This window comes from Acinetobacter sp. GG23, assembly GCF_057766365.1.
Window position 1 is genome coordinate 1 of sequence record NZ_JBYMDJ010000008.1, and the last position, 20298, is coordinate 20298.

The following is a 20298-nucleotide window of genomic DNA, read 5'->3' on the forward strand; positions in this document are numbered from 1 at the left end:
GGCCCTGGTTTTTGTAGGACACAAAGCCGGTGACAAATTCAGCTTTGGATTGCGTTAGCTGCTGAAAGCTCTGTCCAACAATAGCCATTTCTCATTAGTGTGTTAAGGTAAAAGTAAACTCAATAAACTCTTTACTATAGCCGTGGTATCGAATGTTAATTGAGTGTTGGGGCTATTTTTAGCGCCCCTCTTTGCAGTATTCTGGTTTTTAATTGCTGTAGCATGTTTATGCATACGAACATGATTAATTTCAATAAAGGTCTATTCTATATCCGCATCATTTGGTAATAAATTAAATATTTTGAGTTGCTTATTGGTTTTAGACCCTGAAGTGAACTTCTTAACCATGGAGTGGGTTTACCAAAGACTTTCGGTAAATCATGCCAAGGACAGCCTGTTCGATTTCGATAAAGGGTGGCTTCAATAAATAATCTTAAATTACATTTAAAATAAATATCGAAATGACTGAGAAGGATGTTCAACTTTGCTAAATGCTAATCAATCTGTAGGGTATGAGGCATAACCAGAAGTAAATTTAGGTTGGCGATGGAATCTTATTTTCTCGCTAATTTTTTAGTACAGTAAAGGTCAATAAATTCTAATCTTTTCAAACTTTAAAAATTGTATGATTTTTAATAATTTTATGCTATAAAATTATAAATCGGCATAAAAATTGCTTACAATAAGCGTTCAAAAAAGAGTAGGGGTGTTATGAAGTTATCGGTTGGATTAAGAGTTGCGAACTCCTTGTCGTTGACACCGCATTTGCAGCAAGCCATTCGTTTGCTTCAACTATCTAGTTTAGAACTCGAGCAAGAAATTCAAACTCAACTCGATAGTAATCCTTTATTAGAAAAAATAGAAGAACAGTCAAATATTGAAAGTCTATCTTCTTTGGAAGAACAGGAACATGATAATAAAGACCTAACCAATGAATTAAATGCCAATACTTTACCGGTTGATTTACCGGTTGATACCGATTGGGATGATGTTTATACGCATCAACCAACGAGTCTAGGCTCACCTGAATATGAAGAGCGTGAAGACAATCGTCAAGGTCATTTCGGCTTAAAAGAGCATCTGCTTGAACAGATTAATTTATTGCATTTTTCACAGGTCGATAAATTAATTGCGCATTGTATTGTTGATTCTTTGGATGAAAAAGGCTTTTTGGATGCAGAAATTACAGAAATAACCACCACCGTTCAGTATTTATTAGAATCTATGGATTACGATGATGAGGTTGAAGATGATGAAGTGGTTGCGGTTTTAAAGCATATTCAGCATCTTGATCCTCCCGGGGTGGCATCACGTAATTTGGCTGAATGCTTGTTGATCCAGTTGGAAATTTTACCTGTGCAAACAGCGTATCGTGGTGAAGCAATCAAATTATTAAGTCATTATGAGTTATTGATTTCTAATGAGTTAGCAAAATTAGTTAAACAAACAGGTTTGAGTCCTGATCAATTAAAATGTGCAGTTGATCTGTTAAAAACTTTAAAAGCCTATCCTGGTCTGGAGTTTGAAGAAGAAGATTCGGATTATCAAATTCCAGATGTGGTGGTAATGAAAAAAAACGCCCATTGGCAGGTGCAGTTAAATCCAGATATCATGCCGAAATTACGCATTAATTCATTTTATGCCAATATGATTAAGCGTGCCGATCAAAGCAATGATAATCAATATTTACGTAATCAAATGTTAGATGCAAAAAATTTTATTAAAAGTGTAGATGAACGCCATAAAACCTTATTAAAAGTTGCAACTTGTATTGTTGAACATCAAAAAATGTTTTTAGAAATTGGTGCAGAAGGGATGAGACCTTTGGTGCTACGTGAGATTGCTGAAGAGGTAGAGTTACACGAGTCTACAGTGTCGCGTGTAACCACCAACAAATTTATGCTCACCCCACGCGGTTTATTCGAGCTGAAATACTTTTTCTCTAGTCACGTGGCAACAACTTCGGGCGGGGAAGCATCTTCCATTGCCATTCGGGCCAAAATTAAAAAGTTGGTTTCTGAAGAAAACCCACGTAAACCCTTATCAGATAATATTATTGCTAATTTATTGAAAGAAGACGGGATTGATGTGGCCCGTCGAACGGTGGCTAAATATCGAGAGTCGTTACATATTCCTTCATCTTCTGAACGAAAAGTCTTGATCTAAATTTTAAAGTGTGGCTATTCTAGAGATTCATTATGACAAGATAATGAATCTCTTTTTACTTAAGGAATAGTTGAAATGATTTAATGTTAAATGCGCAGGATTGTATTTTTTGCTGTCATTAGGTCGGCTTGGCTATTCTTTTCTAATCCTAAAAGAAGGTGAGGGATAGAACTATGCAAATAACAATTCGTGGTCACCATTTAACTATTACCCCTGCAATTGAAGAAAATATTCGCCTTAGATTTGCGCAAATGATAAAACATTTAGATCAAGTAAACAGTATGCAGGTCAAACTTTCAAAAGATCATCAAATAGACAAAATTACTAAAAAAGGCAGTGACAATCACATTGCTGAAGCGATTATTCGTTTACCCGGGATAGAGATGTTTGCCCAGGCCAGTGCCGATGATATGTATGCGGCGATTAAGAAGCTAACAGAAAAACTAAAAAGACAATTACACAAATACCGGAAAATGCAAATTGGATCTCAGCCTGTGCTTGCATAGTTTGATTTTTAAACGAAAAGAGGTTTTTTAGAGACCTCTTTTTTATGTATAAAATGTTATGCGTTAATGATTTATTTTTCATATTTATAGTAAAATGGCAGGTTTTTACACCGTTGGTCCTATAAGAGGTCTTTGTGATGAATAGTGAACAGCTCACTGAAATTTTAAAAGCTGCTTTTCCAGAGGCTGAAGTTGCAGTTAGTGGGCAAGGCGGTAAGTTTGATCTTCGAATCGTCGATGAGCAATTCGAAGGCAAGCGCCCAGTCGCACGTCAACAAACGGTTTATGCTCCGTTAAATTCATATATTGCCAGCGGTGAAGTACACGCGGTAACTATTCGTGCAATGACCAAAGAAGAATGGCGTAAAGCAAGCTTATTCGGAGCTTAGAACTAAATGGATAAATTTTTAATTCAGGGCGGTGTTAAGCTCGAAGGTGAAGTGCGTATTTCGGGTGCGAAAAATGCAGCATTGCCTTTACTTGCAGCGATGATTCTTGCTGATACGCCAACCATCTTAACCAATGTGCCTAATCTTAAAGACGTAAATACACTAGTGAAACTGATTGCGGGTCTGGGTATTCAAATGTCTTATGAAGGTGACACGGTTAAGGCTGATACCTCTACATTGAACAATCAGTTTGCACCTTATGAACTGGTCAAAACCATGCGAGCTTCAATTTTGGTGCTTGGTCCATTGCTGGCGCGCTATGGTAGTGCACAAGTGTCGCTTCCAGGGGGGTGTGCCATTGGTTCACGTCCTGTCGATCAACACTTAAAAGCATTAGAAGCTTTGGGTGCTGAAATTGAAGTGGAAAATGGTTATGTGCATGCCAAAGTGGACGGTCGTCTAAAAGGTGGCGAAGTTATCTTTGACATGGTGACTGTAGGTGGTACTGAAAATATTCTCATGGCTGCAGTTGTGGCTGATGGAGTGACCACGATTCGTAATGCGGCGCGTGAACCAGAAATTACTGACCTTGCGCAAATGCTGATTAAAATGGGCGCAAAAATTGAAGGCCTAGATACGGATACCTTGGTAGTAACGGGTGTTGAAAGCTTGCATGGCTGTGAATATGCGGTTGTTGCGGACCGTATTGAAACAGGTTCGTACTTAGCTGCTGCTGCCATTACTGGCGGTAAAATCAAAACTACGCATACCGATCCATCATTGCTCGAATCTGTTTTGGATAAATTTGAAGAAATGGGTGCGGAAGTAACTCGTGGTGATGACTGGATTGAACTCGACATGATGGGTAAACGTCCAAAAGCAGTCAGCTTCCAGACCTTGCCACATCCAGAGTTCCCAACAGATATGCAAGCACAGATCATGGCGGTAAATGCCATTGGTCGTGGTTTTGCCACTATTTCTGAAACGATTTTTGAGAACCGTTTTATGCATGTGCCTGAACTTTCACGTATGGGTGCAAATATTCAGGTTGAAGGTAATGATGCTGTTGTGACTGGAGTGGATAAACTTTCTGCAGCACCAGTGATGGCAACCGATTTACGCGCTTCATTCTCTTTGGTTCTTGCAGCTTTAGCTGCAGACGGAGAAACATTGATTGACCGTATTTATCATATTGACCGCGGTTATGAAGATATTGAAGCGAAGTTACAGGGTTTAGGTGCCCAAATTAAGCGAGTAAGTTAATGAGCGATATGAGAAACGATGATCCAAACTTTGACGTAATGGGCAATTTTGATCATGGTTTGACTTTAGCATTAAGCAAAGGACGTATCTTAAAAGAAACTTTACCATTGCTTGAAACAGCAGGAATTAACTTGCTGGAAGATCCAGACAAATCACGTAAGTTAATTTTTCCAACGACACATAAGCAAGTGCGTATTTTAATTTTACGTGCATCTGATGTACCCACTTATGTTGAAAATGGCGCAGCAGATATTGGTGTCGCGGGTAAAGATGTGTTGATGGAACATGGCGCGCAAAATGTGTATGAACCATTGGACTTGAAAATTGCTGTATGTAAACTCATGACAGCCGGTAAAGTGGGGATGGAACGTCCGAAAGGTCGTTTAAAAATTGCCACTAAATACGTAAATTTAACCCGTCAATACTATGCAAGCCTTGGTGAGCAAGTGGATGTGATTAAACTTTACGGTTCAATGGAACTTGCACCACTTGTGGGTCTAGGTCATTACATCGTCGACGTGGTTGATACTGGTAATACGCTGCGTGCTAATGGTCTTGAGCCGCTTGAAGAAATTTGCAAAGTTTCTTCACGTCTGATTGTGAATAAAGCCAGCTTTAAACGTAAGCAGACTTTATTGAATCCGATTCTGGCCCAGCTTGAAAAAGCAGTAGATGATCGTGAAAAAGCAAAACAAGCTTAATTTCTTGTTTTAATAAAAACCGTCCAATTGGGCGGTTTTTTTTATAGCTCATAAAAATGTATACAAACATGAGTTTAATCAATTTTACCGAAAGCTATTTCCAATAAAACTCAGAGTGATAGTCAGAGCTAACTACCGACAAATGCAGATAAAACAGGTAAACTAAAGCTTCCCTTTATTTTCATTGTGGATAAATTGATGCGACGTTTATCGACTCAGGATCAAAATTTCAAACAAGTCTTTGCTGATTTGTTGGCTTTTGAAACCGTGAGTGACCCAGAACTTTTAAAAACCGTAGATCAAATCATTGCTGATGTGCGTCAGCATGGTGATGCTCATGTTCTTAAACTCACTCAACAGTTCGATCGACATCCAGCGCATCAGTTTTCAGATCTTGAACTTACTCAAGAACAACTCAAAACGGCCTTTGATGGTTTGGAATCGGAAGTTCGTGAAGCTTTAGAATTGGCTGCAAATCGAATCCGTGAGTTCCATCAAGCGCAAAAGCAGGATGGCTGGACTTATGTGGATGCTTTAGGCAATACACTGGGGCAAAAAATCACGCCGCTTGATCGTGTCGGGATTTATGTGCCGGGTGGCCTAGCCTCTTATCCGTCTTCAGTGTTGATGAATGCTGTACCTGCGCATGTTGCTGGTGTTACTGAAATTATTATGGTGGTTCCAGCGCCGAATGGCGAGTTGAATCCATTGGTGTTGGCTGCGGCTTATTTGGCAGGTGTGACTCGTGTATTTACCATCGGTGGTGCACAAGCTGTAGCAGCTTTGGCATATGGTACAGAAACTGTTCCGGGCGTAGATAAAATTACCGGTCCAGGTAACCGTTTTGTTGCAGCTGCCAAACGTGCTGTGTTTGGCCAAGTCGGTATCGACATGATTGCCGGACCTTCTGAAATTCTGGTTTATGCCGAAGGTAAAAATAACGCGAAATGGCTGGCAATGGATCTATTGTCACAAGCTGAGCATGATACTGTGGCTCAAGCTGTGTTCATTACACCCGATGAACAGCTTTTAAATGATGTTGAGCAAGCCATTGAAGACCATCTAGCTGAATTGCCTAAAGCTGAAATTGCACGTACATCTATTGCCAATCGTGGGGCTTTGGTTTTGGTGAAAGATCGTGCCGAGGCGATTGATTTAATTAATCAAGTTGCTCCTGAACATTTAGAGCTTTGCTTGGATGAAGCACAGGAAATGGCTGAAGATATTCGCCATGCGGGTGCAATTTTTATGGGGCGTTATACGCCTGAAGCCATTGGCGACTACTGTGCAGGTCCAAATCATGTTTTGCCGACCTCGGGTACAGCACGATTCTCGTCACCGCTGGGCGTGTATGATTTCCAGAAGCGCTCAAGCCTGATCATGTGTTCGCAAGAAGGCGTGAAAACTTTAGCGAAGACCGCTGATGTATTAGCGCAGCAAGAAAATTTGGATGCGCATGCGAGATCAGCAAGATATCGTTATCAATAATATAAATTTAAATCCCTCATTTATTCAGTAATGAATCTTCCTCTCCCTATGGGAGAGGTTAGGAGAGGGGGAAATATTTAACTCAGTTTGGGAGTCATAAACCTCTCCCAAACCCTCTCCTAGAAGGAGAGGGCTTACGCGAAAGTAAGTTGAGTGCATTAAAGAGATAAAAACAATGTCTACCATCACGACACAACAAATGCGTTTTTGGAGTCCAGATGTACGTGAATTGGAACCGTACACACCGGGCGAACAACCGAAAATTCAAAATTTATTGAAACTGAATACCAATGAAAATCCGTATCCACCTTCTCCAAAAGTGGTAGAAGCGGTACAAGCAGTATTAGAAAACTCAGCCGATGTATTGCGTTTATATCCAGATCCAGATGCCTCTGCATTAAAGCAAGCCATAGCCGCTCAACAAAATGTTGATGTAAGCAATGTCTTTGTCGGTAATGGTTCAGATGAAGTGCTCGCCCATATTTTTAAAGCATTTTTTGTGCAAGAGCAGCCATTACTCTATCCCGATATTACTTACAGCTTCTATCCCGTTTATAGTCAATTCTTTGGGGTAAAAACCAAAGTTTTACCCCTCAATAATGCTTTTGAAATTGTGGTGGATGACTATAAACAAGCCAATGGTGGCATCATTATCACTAATCCGAATGCACCAACCAGTATTGCATTGGGATTGTCTGCAATTGAGGAAGTATTGCAAGCGAATCCTGACTCAGTGGTGGTGATTGATGAAGCATATGTTGATTTTGGTGCAGAATCAGCAGTGAATTTAGTGGAAAAATATGAAAATTTAGTCGTGTGTCAAACCACCTCTAAATCACGTTCATTGGCGGGTCTACGTGTGGGATTTGCGATTGCTCAGCCCCATTTAATTGCCGCGTTGGAAGCGGTAAAAAATAGCTTTAATTCATATCCAATGGATCGTTTTGCGATTGCAGCTGCTGTGGCTTCATTTGAAGATCAAACTTATTTTGAAGCACAATGCCAAAAAGTGATTGATAGCCGTGAAAAGTTAGTTACTGATTTAGAAGCGATTGGTTTTAAGATTTTACCTTCAAAAGCCAACTTCATTTTTGCCTCACTCCTAAGTAAAGATGCAGCTGAATTAGCAGCTGAATTACGTGAACGCGGCATTATTGTACGTTATTTCAATAAGCCTCGTATTAATCAGTATCTACGTATTACTATTGGTACAGATGAACAAAATCAACGCCTTGTTGATACTCTAAATGAGATTTTGGCTTAAGCTCTTTTTAAAAGAACTAAGTTAGGATTCTTTCTGCCATGTATTGAGTAAATCGAGCATGGCAGAAACTTTATCAAAACATTCCTGATATTCTGCATCACAATCTGAGGCAATGGTGATTCCACCACCTGCCCAAATAGAAACATCTTCCTGATATTTTTGGATGGAACGAATTAAAATATTCCACGAGCCTGTACCATCAAAATTAAAATAGCCCATTGATCCACAATAAGCTCCGCGAGGCGCCCCTTCAACTTCATCAATAATCTGCATTGCGCGAATTTTTGGCGCACCCGTAATCGAACCTCCAGGTAATGCAGACATTAACACCTTAAAGGGATTAATATCTTGCTTTAATGTGGCAGTGACTTCACTGACCATATGATGAACTTGATTAAAAGATTCGATTCCGAAGAGTTGCGGTGTTTTTACCGAACCTGTTTCTGCATATACACTTAAATCATTGCGCAGTAAATCGACAATCATCACATTTTCAGCCTGATCCTTTTTCGAATGAATCAGGTTTTTTTTGGATTGTTCATCTTGTTTCGGATCAGCATAACGGGGCATTGTACCTTTGATTGGTCGAGTGACAATTTTTCGATTTTCTTCAAAATTAATAAACAATTCAGGTGAACAGCTTAATAGTTCAAAGTCATCAACCTTTAAATAACTAGAATAAGGTGCATCGGTGAGTTTCCAAAACTTTTCAGCTGTGGTTAATAAGCATCCTTGGGCTTTTGCTGTAAATTCTTGAGTCAGATTAATTTGATAGCAATCACCGGCTTTAATATAGTTTTGAACTTTCTTAAAGGCAGTTCTATATTCATGTTTATTCCAGCGCGCACTGCAAGGTTGAGTGAGTGAGAAAGATGGGTGTTTTTTGTGTTTTATTGCGTTCTGAATCACGTGAAAAATTCTTTCAGCATCTTCTTCATCGCTAAAAAAAGTCCACCCCTGAGAGGTAAGTTTAAGATAACTGCGATAAACCCCTAAAAATAAAGACGGCTGCTTTTTTTCTCTAATGTAAACTTGTTGTTGTGCTGCATGATCATAACTGATAAAGCCAATCAGTCCACCATTAAAATCAGAATGGTAGGTTTGAGTATTATTTTTAAAAAAATGATTAAAATTAATAGATTGAGATTTTTTTTGATATTGATGGAGCGAAACTCGTGTGAAATTTTGAGTGACCTCACCTTGTTTAAGCAGATATTCAGATGCAAAAAAAGCGATCACAGGTTGGTTTACATTTTTCAAGTAAACCAGATGAGTGAGATGCGATAAAGAAGACAGGATTTGAGCTGTATTAAGCCATTGTTCAGTCAACAGTTTTTTAAAAAAAACAGGATTATCCATACGATGTTAAATTATAAAATGCTATACAGAGATAACGTATTCTATAACAATATTTATGCATAAAAACTGTAAATACCGTTTATCGGTAACATATGGATTACGACCAACAGCAGTTGAACAAAAAATGACACACCTATAACTTTAGTAGGGCAAATAGGCTGCTCAAGGAAAGGTTTCATTGTTGTCCAAAAATAAAAAACAACATGGGATATCGAGTGGTTGACAATCAAAAAAATAATACTCTTGGGAGAGTACGAGATGAAAAAATTTACTAAACTTGCTTTAGTTTCTTCATTAGCAATTAGTGCAAATGCGATGGCGATGCAAGCAATGGATGATGCTTCGCTAGGTGCTACAACTGGTCAAGATGGTATTAACATCGGGATTGGTATTTCTAGAATTACCATTGATAAAATGTTTGTTCATGATAATGATGGTTTAAGTACGAAAGATGCTTCTGGTGTAAGTACTCCTGTTACTGCTTTAGGCGGTACTGGTAATGCAGGTGCTATTTCAATCAGAGGTGCAACAAATTCAGAGACAATCACATTAACCAATGGTTCTACAATTGATCGTAAAGATCAGGGTATCTTTATTGGTGCGAACTACCAATCATTGTTAGCTACTGGTAATCTTGCTGATTTACAAATTGATAGTGATGCTGGGGCAGGCAATGGTAATACTGCATTCATCAATATCGCAGCTCAAGTTTCTGGCTTAGAAATTCACCTTGGTGAGATTGGTGTAACTGCATCTGGTACAAATGATCCTTCAGCTAACATCCGTCGTGGCGGTAAGGATGACAATTACAATGCAATCATCAGTGGTTTGTCTGTTAAAACAGGTAAAATGACTGCAAATATTCAGTTGGGTGCAGCTCCTCAAGGTGCAATGATTAAATTAGACAGTAAAATGATTGGTGGTCTTGAAATTAAAAACTTAGGTATTCTGGACAACTCAACCAAGGGTGCTTTAGTTGCACAAATACCAGGTACTCCTCCGACTAATATTACTACATCAGGCCCGGGTGAAATCTTCATTGAAAGCATCAAAGTTGCTGATGCAGGTACAAATGATTTAACCATGAAAGCTAGTGTGAGTGTGTTTGGCGAGTCAGCAGCGAATAAAGGCTTTGTACGTATTGTAAGCACAAATGACAAAATTGATAATTATGTTAAAGGCATCCATTTAGGTAGCCGTGCTGGTGGTTCTATTGGTGATGTAGAAGTTCAAGGTCTACAAACATTCTATGGTGCTAGCTATACTAAAGGTTCTGTAATTAGTATTTCTGGTCGTTAATTTTATATAAAAAAAAGCGCGTGAAATCACGCGCTTTTTTTTACAAAAATAATGTGAAATTTTTCAAAAAAACTAAAAAAAAGCTGTTTTTTTTTATAAAAAAGGGTATCTTCCTTTTTACATGGATGTAGAGCATTAGCTCTAAAAAAATAATGAACAAAGGCGCGTCATGCCGATAACTAGAAAAGTTAAAAGATATGTTAGAGATTGCATTAGGCTCGGCATTGATGTACTACTTTGCCACAGAAGCCTTTGATATTAAGAAAAAACCCGCAGAAGCGGTCTATTACACAGAAACTTTGGATTCTCGACAAGATTCATTTAACCGGATGCATAGAGAGCCTGTCCTTATTAAACCCGCTTTACAAGACCAATTTCGTGGCATTGTACGCCAAGCCTATGACTATAGTTGTGGATCTGCCGCCTTAACAACATTGTTAAATGGTTATGTAGGAACACAACTGTCTGAACAACAAACTATGGAAGGTCTTCTAAAGTTTGGAGAAACTGAAAAAATCGTTGAACGTCGAAGTTTTTCTTTGCTAGATATGAAGCGCTTTGTAGGAGCGTTGGGCCTAGATAGTGGGGGATATAAAGGTGAGTTTTCAGATTTAATAAAACAGGCAGAACCTGCAATCGTACCAATTTCATATGCAGGGTTTAAGCATTTTGTTGTTTTTAAAGCCTATAAAAATGGCCGCATTTATGTCGCTGATCCTGCACTGGGGAATATCAGTTTTGATGAGCAGCGTTTTAAAGAAATTTGGGAAAACAATACACTTTTTTTAATTAATGTGGCGCCTGAACAGCGAAAAAATTTATTGGCTCTGCATGATTCAGATTTAAGACATGTGGAGGATGCCACTGTTAATCGTTATGCTTTTATTAATATACAATATCCGCAATTTTATATGGAAAAGATTGCTGATAAAGCATCAACGATTCGTTTAGATAAAAACTTAAATGAAGAATCAGAGAGCTTTGGTGCACCGACATATAATTTTTTACGACTTTATTACAAGAGTAAATAGCGTTTAAAAGTAGCAGATTAAAAAAATAAAAATGGTGGGATGGAATATGAATCGTAAATGGATGAACAAAACCTTATTGGCCTTGAGTATTCAAATGACAATAGGGATTGCATATGCAGAGGAACCAGCACTGGGGGAATATGAGGTCGTCGATCAACAGGAAACAGAAGTTGAATCTACTCCGTCACGGACTGTAAATGAACAAACGGCAGCAGGGGTAAATGCTGAGGTAGAAGAGTCAGCACTCGGCGAATATGAAGCTGTCGAGGAACACCAGGAAACAGGGGCAGCAGCAATACCTGTAAATACTAATTCTCTAGTGCAATCACAGCCGACAGATGAACGTTCTCAAGCATCTTCAGCCTTACAGCAGCAAGAAGGAGATGCGAGTAAAGAAACTAATTTACAAGAAGTTTTTACTTCTAATGAAAGACAGTATTCATTAATTAAAAAAGGTGATATTTCGTCTTATTATGATATCGATTATACCTATTATCGTGATACACAAATTGATGCTGAAATGGCGAGAGGACAGCTTTACCAACTGCGTGTTCAAGAAAATGCGACCCACTCAATTACTAATACTTTTACTGCACAATACGGCATTTTGGATAATTTGACATTTACGGCTTCGCTCCCTTTAGTCGCAAAAACAGATTTATTAAAAGATGCCTCTACCGCGGGTTTAGGTGATATTTCTTTTGGTGCACGTTGGGAACCTTTCCCACTTAAAGCTGGTCGTTTACCTTTAATCCTATTTGGTAATATATCTACTAAAACCGGTGATAGCCCATATGAAATAAATGCTGCAGATGATTTATCAACGGGTAAAGGCTATTACTCTGCGGGCGTTGGGGCAAGTACACGCAAATATATAGATCCAGTGGTACTTTTTGCCTCTGTTTCCGCAAATTACGGATTTAAAGAAACTGGACTTAATCAACGTCGTGGTTCGCGTATTATTGATGAGTTTACACCAGGGATTAGCGGTGGTTTTGCTTTTGGTTTTGCTTATTCATTCAACTACGATGTTTCTATGACTATGTCATATCAGCAAAGTTTTAATACGGGATCAGAGTTTACTTATAGTTCAGGTGAAAGCTATTCACCGGCTGATCAAACCAGTTCTACTTTAGCAATTTCATTAGGTGTTCGTGTTTCACCCGAGACAATTGTAAATGGAACTGTGGGTATAGGCTTAACCGAAGATGCACCTGATGTATCTTTGGGTTTGTCATTCCCACTTGATATTTTAGGTTTCGGCAAGAAACTACGCTAAGAGGGTGGTCGTATGTATAAGATTCGACTTCGCCCGTTAGCCGCAGCAATTATCATATCGGGCTGTTCAAGTGCAACTTTTGCTCAATTAGGAACCAACTTATCTGTTGATATCAGATCATTGAGTATGGGGAATGCGGTTACTGCAGATCCTCCCGGAATTAGTGCAATTCATTTTAATCCTGCAGCCTTGACTAAAATTGAAGGCTTGCAAACTGACGTACAAGGTATCCTTGCTAATTTCGATATTAAGCGAGAATTCTCGGTTCCTCCAGGCTATAACGTATTTGGTTATTCTGATGATCCAATGGTATGTAATGATGGACCTGAGGTTTCTTCGGATTTATGTACCGACTTTAAAGGGACCGTTAGTGGTGATGTAGAATACGTAAGTTTATATGTACCCGTATTAAAAAAGATGGTTGATCTTGGTGAAGGTTTTCCATTGGCAGCGCCTACAGCAGGTATTGCTTACAATCCGCCAGGTTCCAAAACAACTTTCGCGACTGCAATGTATGCACCGTTGGTTGCCGGTTTTGGTGCAGAAAATGGAAACCCAGGTAATTATATGGGGCAACAAGTTGCTCTAGAGCGGATTACATATTTATCCCCTTCTATTGCATATGAAGTAAATGACCATTTATCGGTTGGCGCTTCTGTAGGGATGTCATATCAAGCCATTGGGCTAAAAACAGATTTACGTTTTCCAAATGAATTGATTGGTATGTTGCGCATGATCGATGAGGTTGTCTGCACACCTTTTAAAGAAAACTCAGATATCATTACTGATATTTTATTACTCGGTATGTGTAATACCGAAGAGGGGATGAACCCATTTGGCCGATTTGGTCAAATGCAACTAGCTTTAGAACAGTCGCTAAGTCCGAGTTATAACCTCGGTGTTTTGTGGGAGCCGACTGAAGATTTTAGCTTCGGTATGGTCTATCAAAGTGCGGCAAAAATGCGTTTGAAAGGTAAGTATCATATTGATAATGCCAAAGCACCACGTGAATTAATTAAAGGCTTAATGTCATCGCCTACTGGACAAATTCTTGCAGCAATTTTAGGTTTTCCAAATGCTGTACCTGCCAGTGAGTCTGGGCTTGTTTCAATGGACTTTGAATATCCAGCACATTTTCAAGCTGGGATAAAATATAAGCTTTTACCCGATTTACAGGTCAATTTTGATGTAGGTTGGACAGACTATAAGGCTTGGGACAAATTTAAATTTGAGTTTGACCGACAAATTTCAGCATTAAAAATAGCCAAGTTGCTCTCTGAAAATATTGGAGATACTTCATTAGCTTTGCCTATGGAATTTACTTCACCTTGGAGTTTTGGAATAGGTGTTGAATATTCTGCGACGGATCGTTTGAAATTACGTGCCGGATATGAACCACGTAGCAGTGCTATTCCTGATGGTCGAAGAAATACAATGATTCCCATTAACAATGCGCAATTGTTTGGTTTGGGTGTCGGCTATCGTTTTGATGCTGAAACTGATTTAGATTTATCAATTGGTTTTTTACGTAGTAAAGATAATATTCCTGCCAATTCGAGTTGTTTATCTAACTGTACTGGGGTAAATAATATTTTATTGAATCCATATGCGGGTTTAAATGTCAAAACAGATACCAAAATAACGATTTTAGGATTGAACTATAGAACGAGATGGTAAGCGATTTGAAAATAATGAGAGGGAATTCATTTGTGAAATCAATACTTATGCTATGTGTAGCGCAGGTATCTTTTTCATATGCAGGCGAGTTTTATACTATTATTGGCCCTGATGGTCGACCGATGATCGTACAACAACCCATCCAGTCAAAACCTAAGGTTGCTGAAGCTTTAAAGGTGCAGCAACCTCTAACTACAATTCAAAACAATGTACAAGAAACACAAACACAAAAAACTATAACTGAAATAAAGTTATCTAAATCTGCACAATTACCAGTAGAAAATGGATCAATTTCTGCTGTAACTAAAAAAAATAATTCAGCTCTTGTGAATAAAAAAGAGCATAAGTACCCTCTAGTTCAAGTTGAATCGAAAAATGTAGAACAAGTAAAATATGTTTCAAATGCCCAACCAAAGCTTAAAAATGAGGAAACGAAAATTCATTTGTCCGATACTTTAGTCAAGCAAGAAGAATCTGAAAGCACGGATACTTTTACGATGATTTCTGGTGAAAAATATATTAAAAATGAATACTTGGAAAATAAAGAATTTAATTTAGAAGGGAAAAAACGCTTTTACGCTATGCCTGAAGGGATAATTGATATCAAGCATGGAGCGACACGTTTACAAACGGTTGAGCGTGAAAAAGGAGTAAGTAAATCTCTGCTGCAATCAATTTTTAAAAAGAATCAAAAACAGAATACTGGCCCGATTACATTGTCATCGACTTATTATCGGGTTTCTCAAGCAGATGCCATTAAAAGTTTAGGTCAACAATGTATTAAGGATAAAAAAATTAAAAATGCGAAAACCCTCAGTTTGGATAAGGACCTTAATATTTGGCCTCGTGCCCCATTAAAAGAACAGTTTGATTTTGAAATTGTGAAAGTTTCCAATGCAATTCAGAATATTCAGATTAGCTCTTATGCATCACGACAACAGAATCCGACCTTTTATTGGCCATTTGTGGTTTTTTTAGATTCGAGTGGTTGCGTGCTTGAGGGTACTGGGGGGTTTAAAAATAATGAAAATGTTCAATCTTTTACAACATATCAAAAGATTGAAGGAATCGTTCATATTCCTGCTCAAAGTCAATATATATTATTGACTCCTTTAGCTAGTGCAATAGATTTGGAAAACAAAGCGCTCACCAATCAGGGGCAATTAAAATTAATAGCAATTCGCTAAGGATATAAGAAGAGAACTAGGATGAAAAATAAGTATTTACTCCCTTTTGCTTTAACAACATTAATGGCTGGTTTAAGTGGTTGTGGTGGTGAAAGCGCCAATATTATCCCGGAAGCTTATGATTCGAGTACGGAAAATGGTGCATGTACTGTAGGTACGAATGGCTGTGTGCAATTTGCATTGGACTATCCGCTGGATGGACTTAACTTTAAATGTAGTAGCGATACAAGCAACAGCTTTATTTCTATTATAGATCTAGCCAATAATGTGGCTACTGGTAGCTGTAGAAATGGTGACAAAATCAGTTTCTTTATAAAAGGTGAAAAAGATAAAGAGATTAATCTGGGAACAGTGGATTTAAGTAAAATTGCACTCGTCAGTACGACAGGGCATATTCCACGTTTGACCATTCTCGATATTGCACAAGGGATTACAGGACAGTCTGCAATAAATCTGGATCAGAGTGATGCGACCGTTAAGGTGGCAATGAGTCTGGTAAAAATTTTGCAAGTATTGGCTTTGGAAGATAATAAAATTGTTGAGCCGACAGATATTCAGGCTTTATATATTACCGATGCAATGCGAACAAAATTAGATCTGATTTTAAAGTCATTAACAACTCAACAAATCATTAACGGCGAATATATAGCCATCATTAAACCATGGGTAGATGTAAATATAATTACGGATGATCAAGCATTTGAAGTGGTCAAGAAATTAATGACCATTGCCAGTGCAGCAGTATATCAACCAGAATTTTCTCTATTTTCTACCAGTGGTGTAGTGGGGAACTTGCTGTCGGGTTCTGATGGTTTGGTGGGGTGTAATAAAGATGTCTGTACTACAACGGATACATCCATCAAGTTTTTATTTGGGCATTTCATGTTAATTACTGACCGTCAGGGGTATACCTTGGGTAGTGGTTTACAATGGCGAGGTACTATTACACCTTCTTCCCCACCTTCAACTGCACTCAGTTCTGTAAATGCTGGATTGATCCGTAACGCAAGACCAGTACGGATGACCGCTGCAGCACAGTCTCATTGGATTAATCCGGTCAGCAAAAAAATTGATCAGGATTATCAGTTTGATCTAGAGGATGTAAGTTCTCAACCTCTCATCATTAATCAGGGTAAACTTTACAACGATTATATGATTGCCGGAAAAGAAAGTTTTTATAAATTACTGACCAAGAAAACGACACTTACTGCCAGTGATTTACTGGATTTGGGTCAATGGCAGCAAAATACCAACTCGGGTGAGGTATATAAAGGTAGTTTAGATCTGTATAAAATTTTCCCGATTACCTATCTTGATAGAAAAGTCTTTAAATCGATTAATAATGTGGCTTTAGGAGACAAGTATGTCTTTCCCCTATATGCCGATTTAACATTCAAATTTACCACTACTGGGGTAGCTGATGTGAAATTAGGGATTGTTATAGACCGTAATGGGGATATTCGTACCAATATGAAGCCTGATTCTACTGAAAATGATATGTCTACAGATGGAGTAAATGGATGCAGTGGCGAGGATATACTTCCGAATTCATTTAAGGATACAAATAATGTACAGCAATACCGTTTAGGCACCATTGCACGTACCTTTACGCCAGAACAATCGATTTCCATGCGTATGATTTTAGCAGGTGCAGCATTTTCAAAAATTGATGGTGCATTAGTCGGGATGAATTCTACGATTAAAACATCGACTGAAGCATCAGCTGAAAGTATTGTTGTGGGAGGTGCATTATTGCGTTTGACCAACTTGCTGGATCCGTCAATACCCACTGGAACGAAACCAACAGCAGTAAGCTTTACTAACTCGGATAATAGTGCTGTGAAATGGGGCAATAGCTTGGCGAGTTTCCAGGGTATTTATAATATAAATAACCCCAGCTTGGTGACAGAGAATGATAAAGCCCTAGCTAAACTGAATGGTGGGACTTTAGAGCTATCTTTGGCTCCGTGTTATACAGTCAAAATTAAGTAATCCCTAAAAAGCCCATCACAGGATGGGCTTTTTAGGAGCTTATTTTTTTATTAAATGGATTAACCGGTATGATCTAAACGGGTACCTAAAGTTTCTAAATGCATGCTGAAAGAAGCAGTTTTACGATCTTCAAAATAATGCCTTAAGGTGCGTTCTACACTTGGAAAAGCCAGTTCAGACCACGGAATTTCATGTTCTTCAAATAAGCGTGATTCAATAGTTTCTTCGCCGGCACCGAATATCCCATTTACCAGATTGGCTTTGAACAGAACATAAATTTGCCCAATTCGAGGAATGTTATACATACAGTAGAGTTGTTCTATTTCAACTTCAGCTTCAGCTTCTTCACGGGTTTCACGAGCTGCACCTTGCTCCATGGTTTCAAATAATTCCATATAACCGGCTGGAAGTGTCCATAACCCATAACGAGGTTCAATGGCACGGCGACAAAGCAAAACTTTATTCTCCCAAAGTACCAGTGCTCCACAAATAACCTTAGGATTGATGTAATGAATATTGCCACAATCTGTACAAACACGGCGTAATTGATGATCGCCGAGTGGGATTTTTCCCGTTGTTTTATGTCCACAAATTACACAGAAATTCATATTCATCGTCAATGATAAAGGTGTGTTCAGCATAACTGAAAAATTCAACTTTGGCATCATTTCTATCTTTTAGAATAAAAATTCAGCTATGATGAAACTAAGAAGAAATGACGGGAGAGTAGAGGTATGGATGACCATTCATTAATACAATCGTTACAGCAAAGATTACGTTTTTCAACACGGGTCAAGCCGGCACAGGCTGCTGTATTAATCGCGATTACAGATGAATCTGATCCAAAAGTTCTACTTACCCGACGTTCTTTATATTTAAACAATCATGCTGGAGAGGTTTCATTTCCGGGAGGGAAAAGAGATCCACAAGATACCAGTAATATCGTCGTGGCATTACGTGAAGCCTATGAGGAAACGGCATTAAATCCATTTGATGTGCAATTGATTGGTGATTTACCGATGCAAAAAGCACGCAATGGCATGTTGGTTAAACCTGTAGTGGGAGTAATTCCAGCTGAAGTCAATTTGACTGCTCAACCGACTGAAATTGATCGTATTTTCTTTGCATCCCTAAGTAGTCTAATGAACGCGCCACCCATTCCCTATGAAGTGCGTTATGCACACCAGTCTTTATATTTTCCCAGTATGCGGGTGGAAAATGAAATTGTCTGGGGCTTAACCGCACGGATGTTGATATCACTATTTCAATATGGTTTAAATTATCAGAAAGAGTGGCCATTTTTGTTAAATTCTCCAGCTTTTCATACCAATAAAATTAAACGCAATAGATAAGGGAATATCACATCATGCTGTACAAATTTAATGGTTATGCACCTCAAGCAACACATCAGCCTTGGGATGGCTGGGTAGCAGACAATGCGACGGTGATTGGTCAAGTTGAAATGGGAAAGCAGGTCAGTGTCTGGTTTGGCGCGGTAATCCGCGGTGATAACAGCAAAATCAAAATTGGTGATTTTAGCAATATTCAGGAGAATGCAGTGCTACATACCGATGCTGGCATTGAAATGCATATTGGCAATTATGTCACGATTGGGCATCAAGCCATGTTGCATGGCTGTACTGTTGGGGATAACACTTTAATTGGTATCAACTCAGTCATTTTAAACCATGCAGTGATTGGTAAAAATTGTATTATCGGCGCGAATGCACTAATTCCTGAAGGCAAGATCATTCCAGACAATTCTGTAGTGATGGGTTCGCCCGGGAAAATCATCAAAACTTTAGATGGGACTGCTGAAGTTAAACTCAAAATGAGTGCCCTGCATTACGCAGAACATTTTAAGAATTTTCAGAACTTGGAAAGAATTGAACTGTAATTTGATGACTTTATTCAGCCAAGCAAATGCTTGGCTTTTTTGTATTCCCCAGATGGAAAATCTCGCCTAGTGCGGATGAGTGGAGTATCATATGTCTCGTTTTTTACATTTAAATTAATTAAGGTCGTGCATGAAATTGCTGGCGTTGGAAACTGCCAATGAGCAGTGTTCCGTCTCTATTGTAGATGAAACCCAAGAATTATTTTTCCAATTAGATGCGCGAGCAAAAGCACAAACGCAAACGATTCTCCCGATGATTGAGCAGGCATTTACCCAGCTTGGTCTATCTGCATCTGAACTAACTGCAATTGCATTTAGCCGTGGTCCCGGTTCTTTTAGTGGTGTACGAATTAATGCAGCTGTGACTCAGGCATTGGCATGGGCAAATGACCTGCCGGTTATTCCTGTTTCAACTTTACAAGCCTTGGCACAGGCGGCACACCGCATTGCAGGTTTAACCGCCGTGACAGCAGTCCTCGATGCTCGGATGAAGGAAGTCTATATTGCGAGTTTTGAACTCGATTCACAGGGCATTATGCAGGCTGTGGATGAAGAACGACTGTTAAATTACAATGATGCCAGTCATGCGGTTAAATTTGAACTTGTAGGTTCTGGTTCAGCTTTAATTAAGCCTGAACAAATACAATACAAAGACTTAAGTGCGACTGCGCAAGATATTGCTACCATTGCGCGCGCAGATGTTGAACAAAAAAAATGGGTCAGTGCTGAACAGGCATTACCTGTGTATTTACGTGATAACGCTTGGAAAAAAATTCCAGAACAGGGCAAATCATAATTAG

Annotated in this window: 18 protein-coding genes; 16 read left to right on the top strand and 2 right to left on the bottom strand. The window is 38.8% G+C overall.

The genetic code is table 11. The annotated features are described in order from the left end of the window. The first annotated feature begins 711 nt into the window (after nt 1-711). The 7 genes from AC3CAU_RS12770 to hisC all read left to right on the top strand — a co-directional run bounded on the left by AC3CAU_RS12770 (nt 712) and on the right by hisC (nt 7777). Nucleotides 712-2166 (top strand): RNA polymerase factor sigma-54, encoded by a 1455-nt coding sequence (locus tag AC3CAU_RS12770; RefSeq protein ID WP_447053597.1) that lies wholly within the window; start codon nt 712-714, stop codon nt 2164-2166. A gap of 173 nt (nt 2167-2339) precedes the next feature. Further along, on the top strand, nt 2340-2672 hold the full coding sequence (gene hpf / locus AC3CAU_RS12775; protein WP_424619507.1) for a ribosome hibernation-promoting factor, HPF/YfiA family: 333 nt from the start codon (nt 2340-2342) through the stop codon (nt 2670-2672). A gap of 137 nt (nt 2673-2809) precedes the next feature. After that, nucleotides 2810-3061, top strand: a complete 252-nt coding sequence (gene ibaG / locus AC3CAU_RS12780) for a BolA family iron metabolism protein IbaG (RefSeq protein WP_004650949.1) — start codon at nt 2810-2812, stop codon at nt 3059-3061. Between the two features lie 6 nt (nt 3062-3067). Continuing rightward, nucleotides 3068-4324, top strand: coding sequence for a UDP-N-acetylglucosamine 1-carboxyvinyltransferase (gene murA / locus AC3CAU_RS12785; protein ID WP_447053596.1), 1257 nt, complete (start codon nt 3068-3070; stop codon nt 4322-4324). Next, nucleotides 4324-5025 (top strand): ATP phosphoribosyltransferase, encoded by a 702-nt coding sequence (hisG, locus tag AC3CAU_RS12790; protein ID WP_424619512.1) that lies wholly within the window; start codon nt 4324-4326, stop codon nt 5023-5025. The genes murA and hisG overlap by 1 nt, the downstream gene beginning before the upstream one ends. Before the next feature lie 186 nt (nt 5026-5211). Then, nucleotides 5212-6513, top strand: coding sequence for a histidinol dehydrogenase (hisD, locus tag AC3CAU_RS12795; protein ID WP_424619514.1), 1302 nt, complete (start codon nt 5212-5214; stop codon nt 6511-6513). Nucleotides 6514-6688: 175 nt separating this feature from the next. Further along, nucleotides 6689-7777: a histidinol-phosphate transaminase gene (gene hisC, locus AC3CAU_RS12800; RefSeq protein ID WP_447053595.1), complete on the top strand. Its 1089-nt coding sequence runs from the start codon at nt 6689-6691 to the stop codon at nt 7775-7777. A 21-nt stretch (nt 7778-7798) separates the two neighbouring features. Here the strand turns inward: hisC and pabB are convergent, their stop codons facing one another. Further along, entirely contained in the window at nt 7799-9136 is a 1338-nt protein-coding gene (gene pabB, locus AC3CAU_RS12805) for an aminodeoxychorismate synthase component I (protein WP_447053593.1), read from the bottom strand. Nucleotides 9137-9394: 258 nt separating this feature from the next. On the opposite strand from pabB, the gene filA reads away from it, so the two are divergent. The 6 genes from filA (at nt 9395) to filF (ending at nt 17601) form a co-directional block, all read left to right on the top strand. Continuing rightward, nucleotides 9395-10435, top strand: coding sequence for a putative pilus system protein FilA (gene filA, locus AC3CAU_RS12810; RefSeq protein ID WP_447053592.1), 1041 nt, complete (start codon nt 9395-9397; stop codon nt 10433-10435). A gap of 197 nt (nt 10436-10632) precedes the next feature. Further along, a complete protein-coding gene (filB, locus tag AC3CAU_RS12815) occupies nt 10633-11466 on the top strand; it encodes a putative pilus system C39 family peptidase FilB (protein ID WP_447053591.1) in 834 nt (277 codons plus the stop codon). 46 nt (nt 11467-11512) lie between these two features. Then, the gene (gene filC, locus AC3CAU_RS12820) at nt 11513-12745 is read left to right on the top strand and encodes a putative pilus system protein FilC (protein ID WP_447053590.1); all 1233 of its coding nucleotides are present in this window, start codon (nt 11513-11515) and stop codon (nt 12743-12745) included. A gap of 12 nt (nt 12746-12757) precedes the next feature. Next, nucleotides 12758-14422, top strand: a complete 1665-nt coding sequence (gene filD / locus AC3CAU_RS12825; RefSeq protein WP_131214289.1) for a putative pilus system OmpP1/FadL family transporter FilD — start codon at nt 12758-12760, stop codon at nt 14420-14422. Nucleotides 14423-14454: 32 nt separating this feature from the next. Continuing rightward, nucleotides 14455-15609, top strand: coding sequence for a putative pilus assembly protein FilE (filE, locus tag AC3CAU_RS12830; protein WP_447053589.1), 1155 nt, complete (start codon nt 14455-14457; stop codon nt 15607-15609). A 21-nt stretch (nt 15610-15630) separates the two neighbouring features. After that, on the top strand, nt 15631-17601 hold the full coding sequence (gene filF / locus AC3CAU_RS12835; protein ID WP_447053588.1) for a putative pilus system protein FilF: 1971 nt from the start codon (nt 15631-15633) through the stop codon (nt 17599-17601). A gap of 59 nt (nt 17602-17660) precedes the next feature. On the opposite strand, the gene AC3CAU_RS12840 is transcribed toward filF, so the two are convergent. Next, nucleotides 17661-18209: an NUDIX hydrolase gene (locus AC3CAU_RS12840; RefSeq protein ID WP_447054339.1), complete on the bottom strand. Its 549-nt coding sequence runs from the start codon at nt 18207-18209 to the stop codon at nt 17661-17663. A gap of 126 nt (nt 18210-18335) precedes the next feature. Here AC3CAU_RS12840 and AC3CAU_RS12845 point away from each other — a divergent pair, with 126 nt between their 5' ends. From AC3CAU_RS12845 to tsaB, 3 genes are all read left to right on the top strand, one after another. Next, nucleotides 18336-18953 (top strand): NUDIX hydrolase, encoded by a 618-nt coding sequence (locus AC3CAU_RS12845; RefSeq protein WP_447053587.1) that lies wholly within the window; start codon nt 18336-18338, stop codon nt 18951-18953. A 14-nt stretch (nt 18954-18967) separates the two neighbouring features. After that, complete coding sequence (locus tag AC3CAU_RS12850) at nt 18968-19498, top strand: gamma carbonic anhydrase family protein (RefSeq protein ID WP_447053586.1); 531 nt, start codon at nt 18968-18970, stop codon at nt 19496-19498. 130 nt (nt 19499-19628) lie between these two features. Next, complete coding sequence (gene tsaB / locus AC3CAU_RS12855; RefSeq protein ID WP_131214284.1) at nt 19629-20294, top strand: tRNA (adenosine(37)-N6)-threonylcarbamoyltransferase complex dimerization subunit type 1 TsaB; 666 nt, start codon at nt 19629-19631, stop codon at nt 20292-20294. Nucleotides 20295-20298 lie beyond the last annotated feature (4 nt).

Coding starts and splice junctions, on each gene's coding strand:
- AC3CAU_RS12770 (WP_447053597.1), top strand. CDS start 712: ATGAAGTTATCGGTTGGATTAAGAGTTGCGAACTCCTTGTCGTTGACA.
- hpf (WP_424619507.1), top strand. CDS start 2,340: ATGCAAATAACAATTCGTGGTCACCATTTAACTATTACCCCTGCAATT.
- ibaG (WP_004650949.1), top strand. CDS start 2,810: ATGAATAGTGAACAGCTCACTGAAATTTTAAAAGCTGCTTTTCCAGAG.
- murA (WP_447053596.1), top strand. CDS start 3,068: ATGGATAAATTTTTAATTCAGGGCGGTGTTAAGCTCGAAGGTGAAGTG.
- hisG (WP_424619512.1), top strand. CDS start 4,324: ATGAGCGATATGAGAAACGATGATCCAAACTTTGACGTAATGGGCAAT.
- hisC (WP_447053595.1), top strand. CDS start 6,689: ATGTCTACCATCACGACACAACAAATGCGTTTTTGGAGTCCAGATGTA.
- pabB (WP_447053593.1), bottom strand. CDS start 9,136: ATGGATAATCCTGTTTTTTTTAAAAAACTGTTGACTGAACAATGGCTT.
- filA (WP_447053592.1), top strand. CDS start 9,395: ATGAAAAAATTTACTAAACTTGCTTTAGTTTCTTCATTAGCAATTAGT.
- filB (WP_447053591.1), top strand. CDS start 10,633: ATGTTAGAGATTGCATTAGGCTCGGCATTGATGTACTACTTTGCCACA.
- filC (WP_447053590.1), top strand. CDS start 11,513: ATGAATCGTAAATGGATGAACAAAACCTTATTGGCCTTGAGTATTCAA.
- filD (WP_131214289.1), top strand. CDS start 12,758: ATGTATAAGATTCGACTTCGCCCGTTAGCCGCAGCAATTATCATATCG.
- filF (WP_447053588.1), top strand. CDS start 15,631: ATGAAAAATAAGTATTTACTCCCTTTTGCTTTAACAACATTAATGGCT.
- AC3CAU_RS12840 (WP_447054339.1), bottom strand. CDS start 18,209: ATGAATTTCTGTGTAATTTGTGGACATAAAACAACGGGAAAAATCCCA.
- AC3CAU_RS12845 (WP_447053587.1), top strand. CDS start 18,336: ATGGATGACCATTCATTAATACAATCGTTACAGCAAAGATTACGTTTT.
- AC3CAU_RS12850 (WP_447053586.1), top strand. CDS start 18,968: ATGCTGTACAAATTTAATGGTTATGCACCTCAAGCAACACATCAGCCT.
- tsaB (WP_131214284.1), top strand. CDS start 19,629: ATGAAATTGCTGGCGTTGGAAACTGCCAATGAGCAGTGTTCCGTCTCT.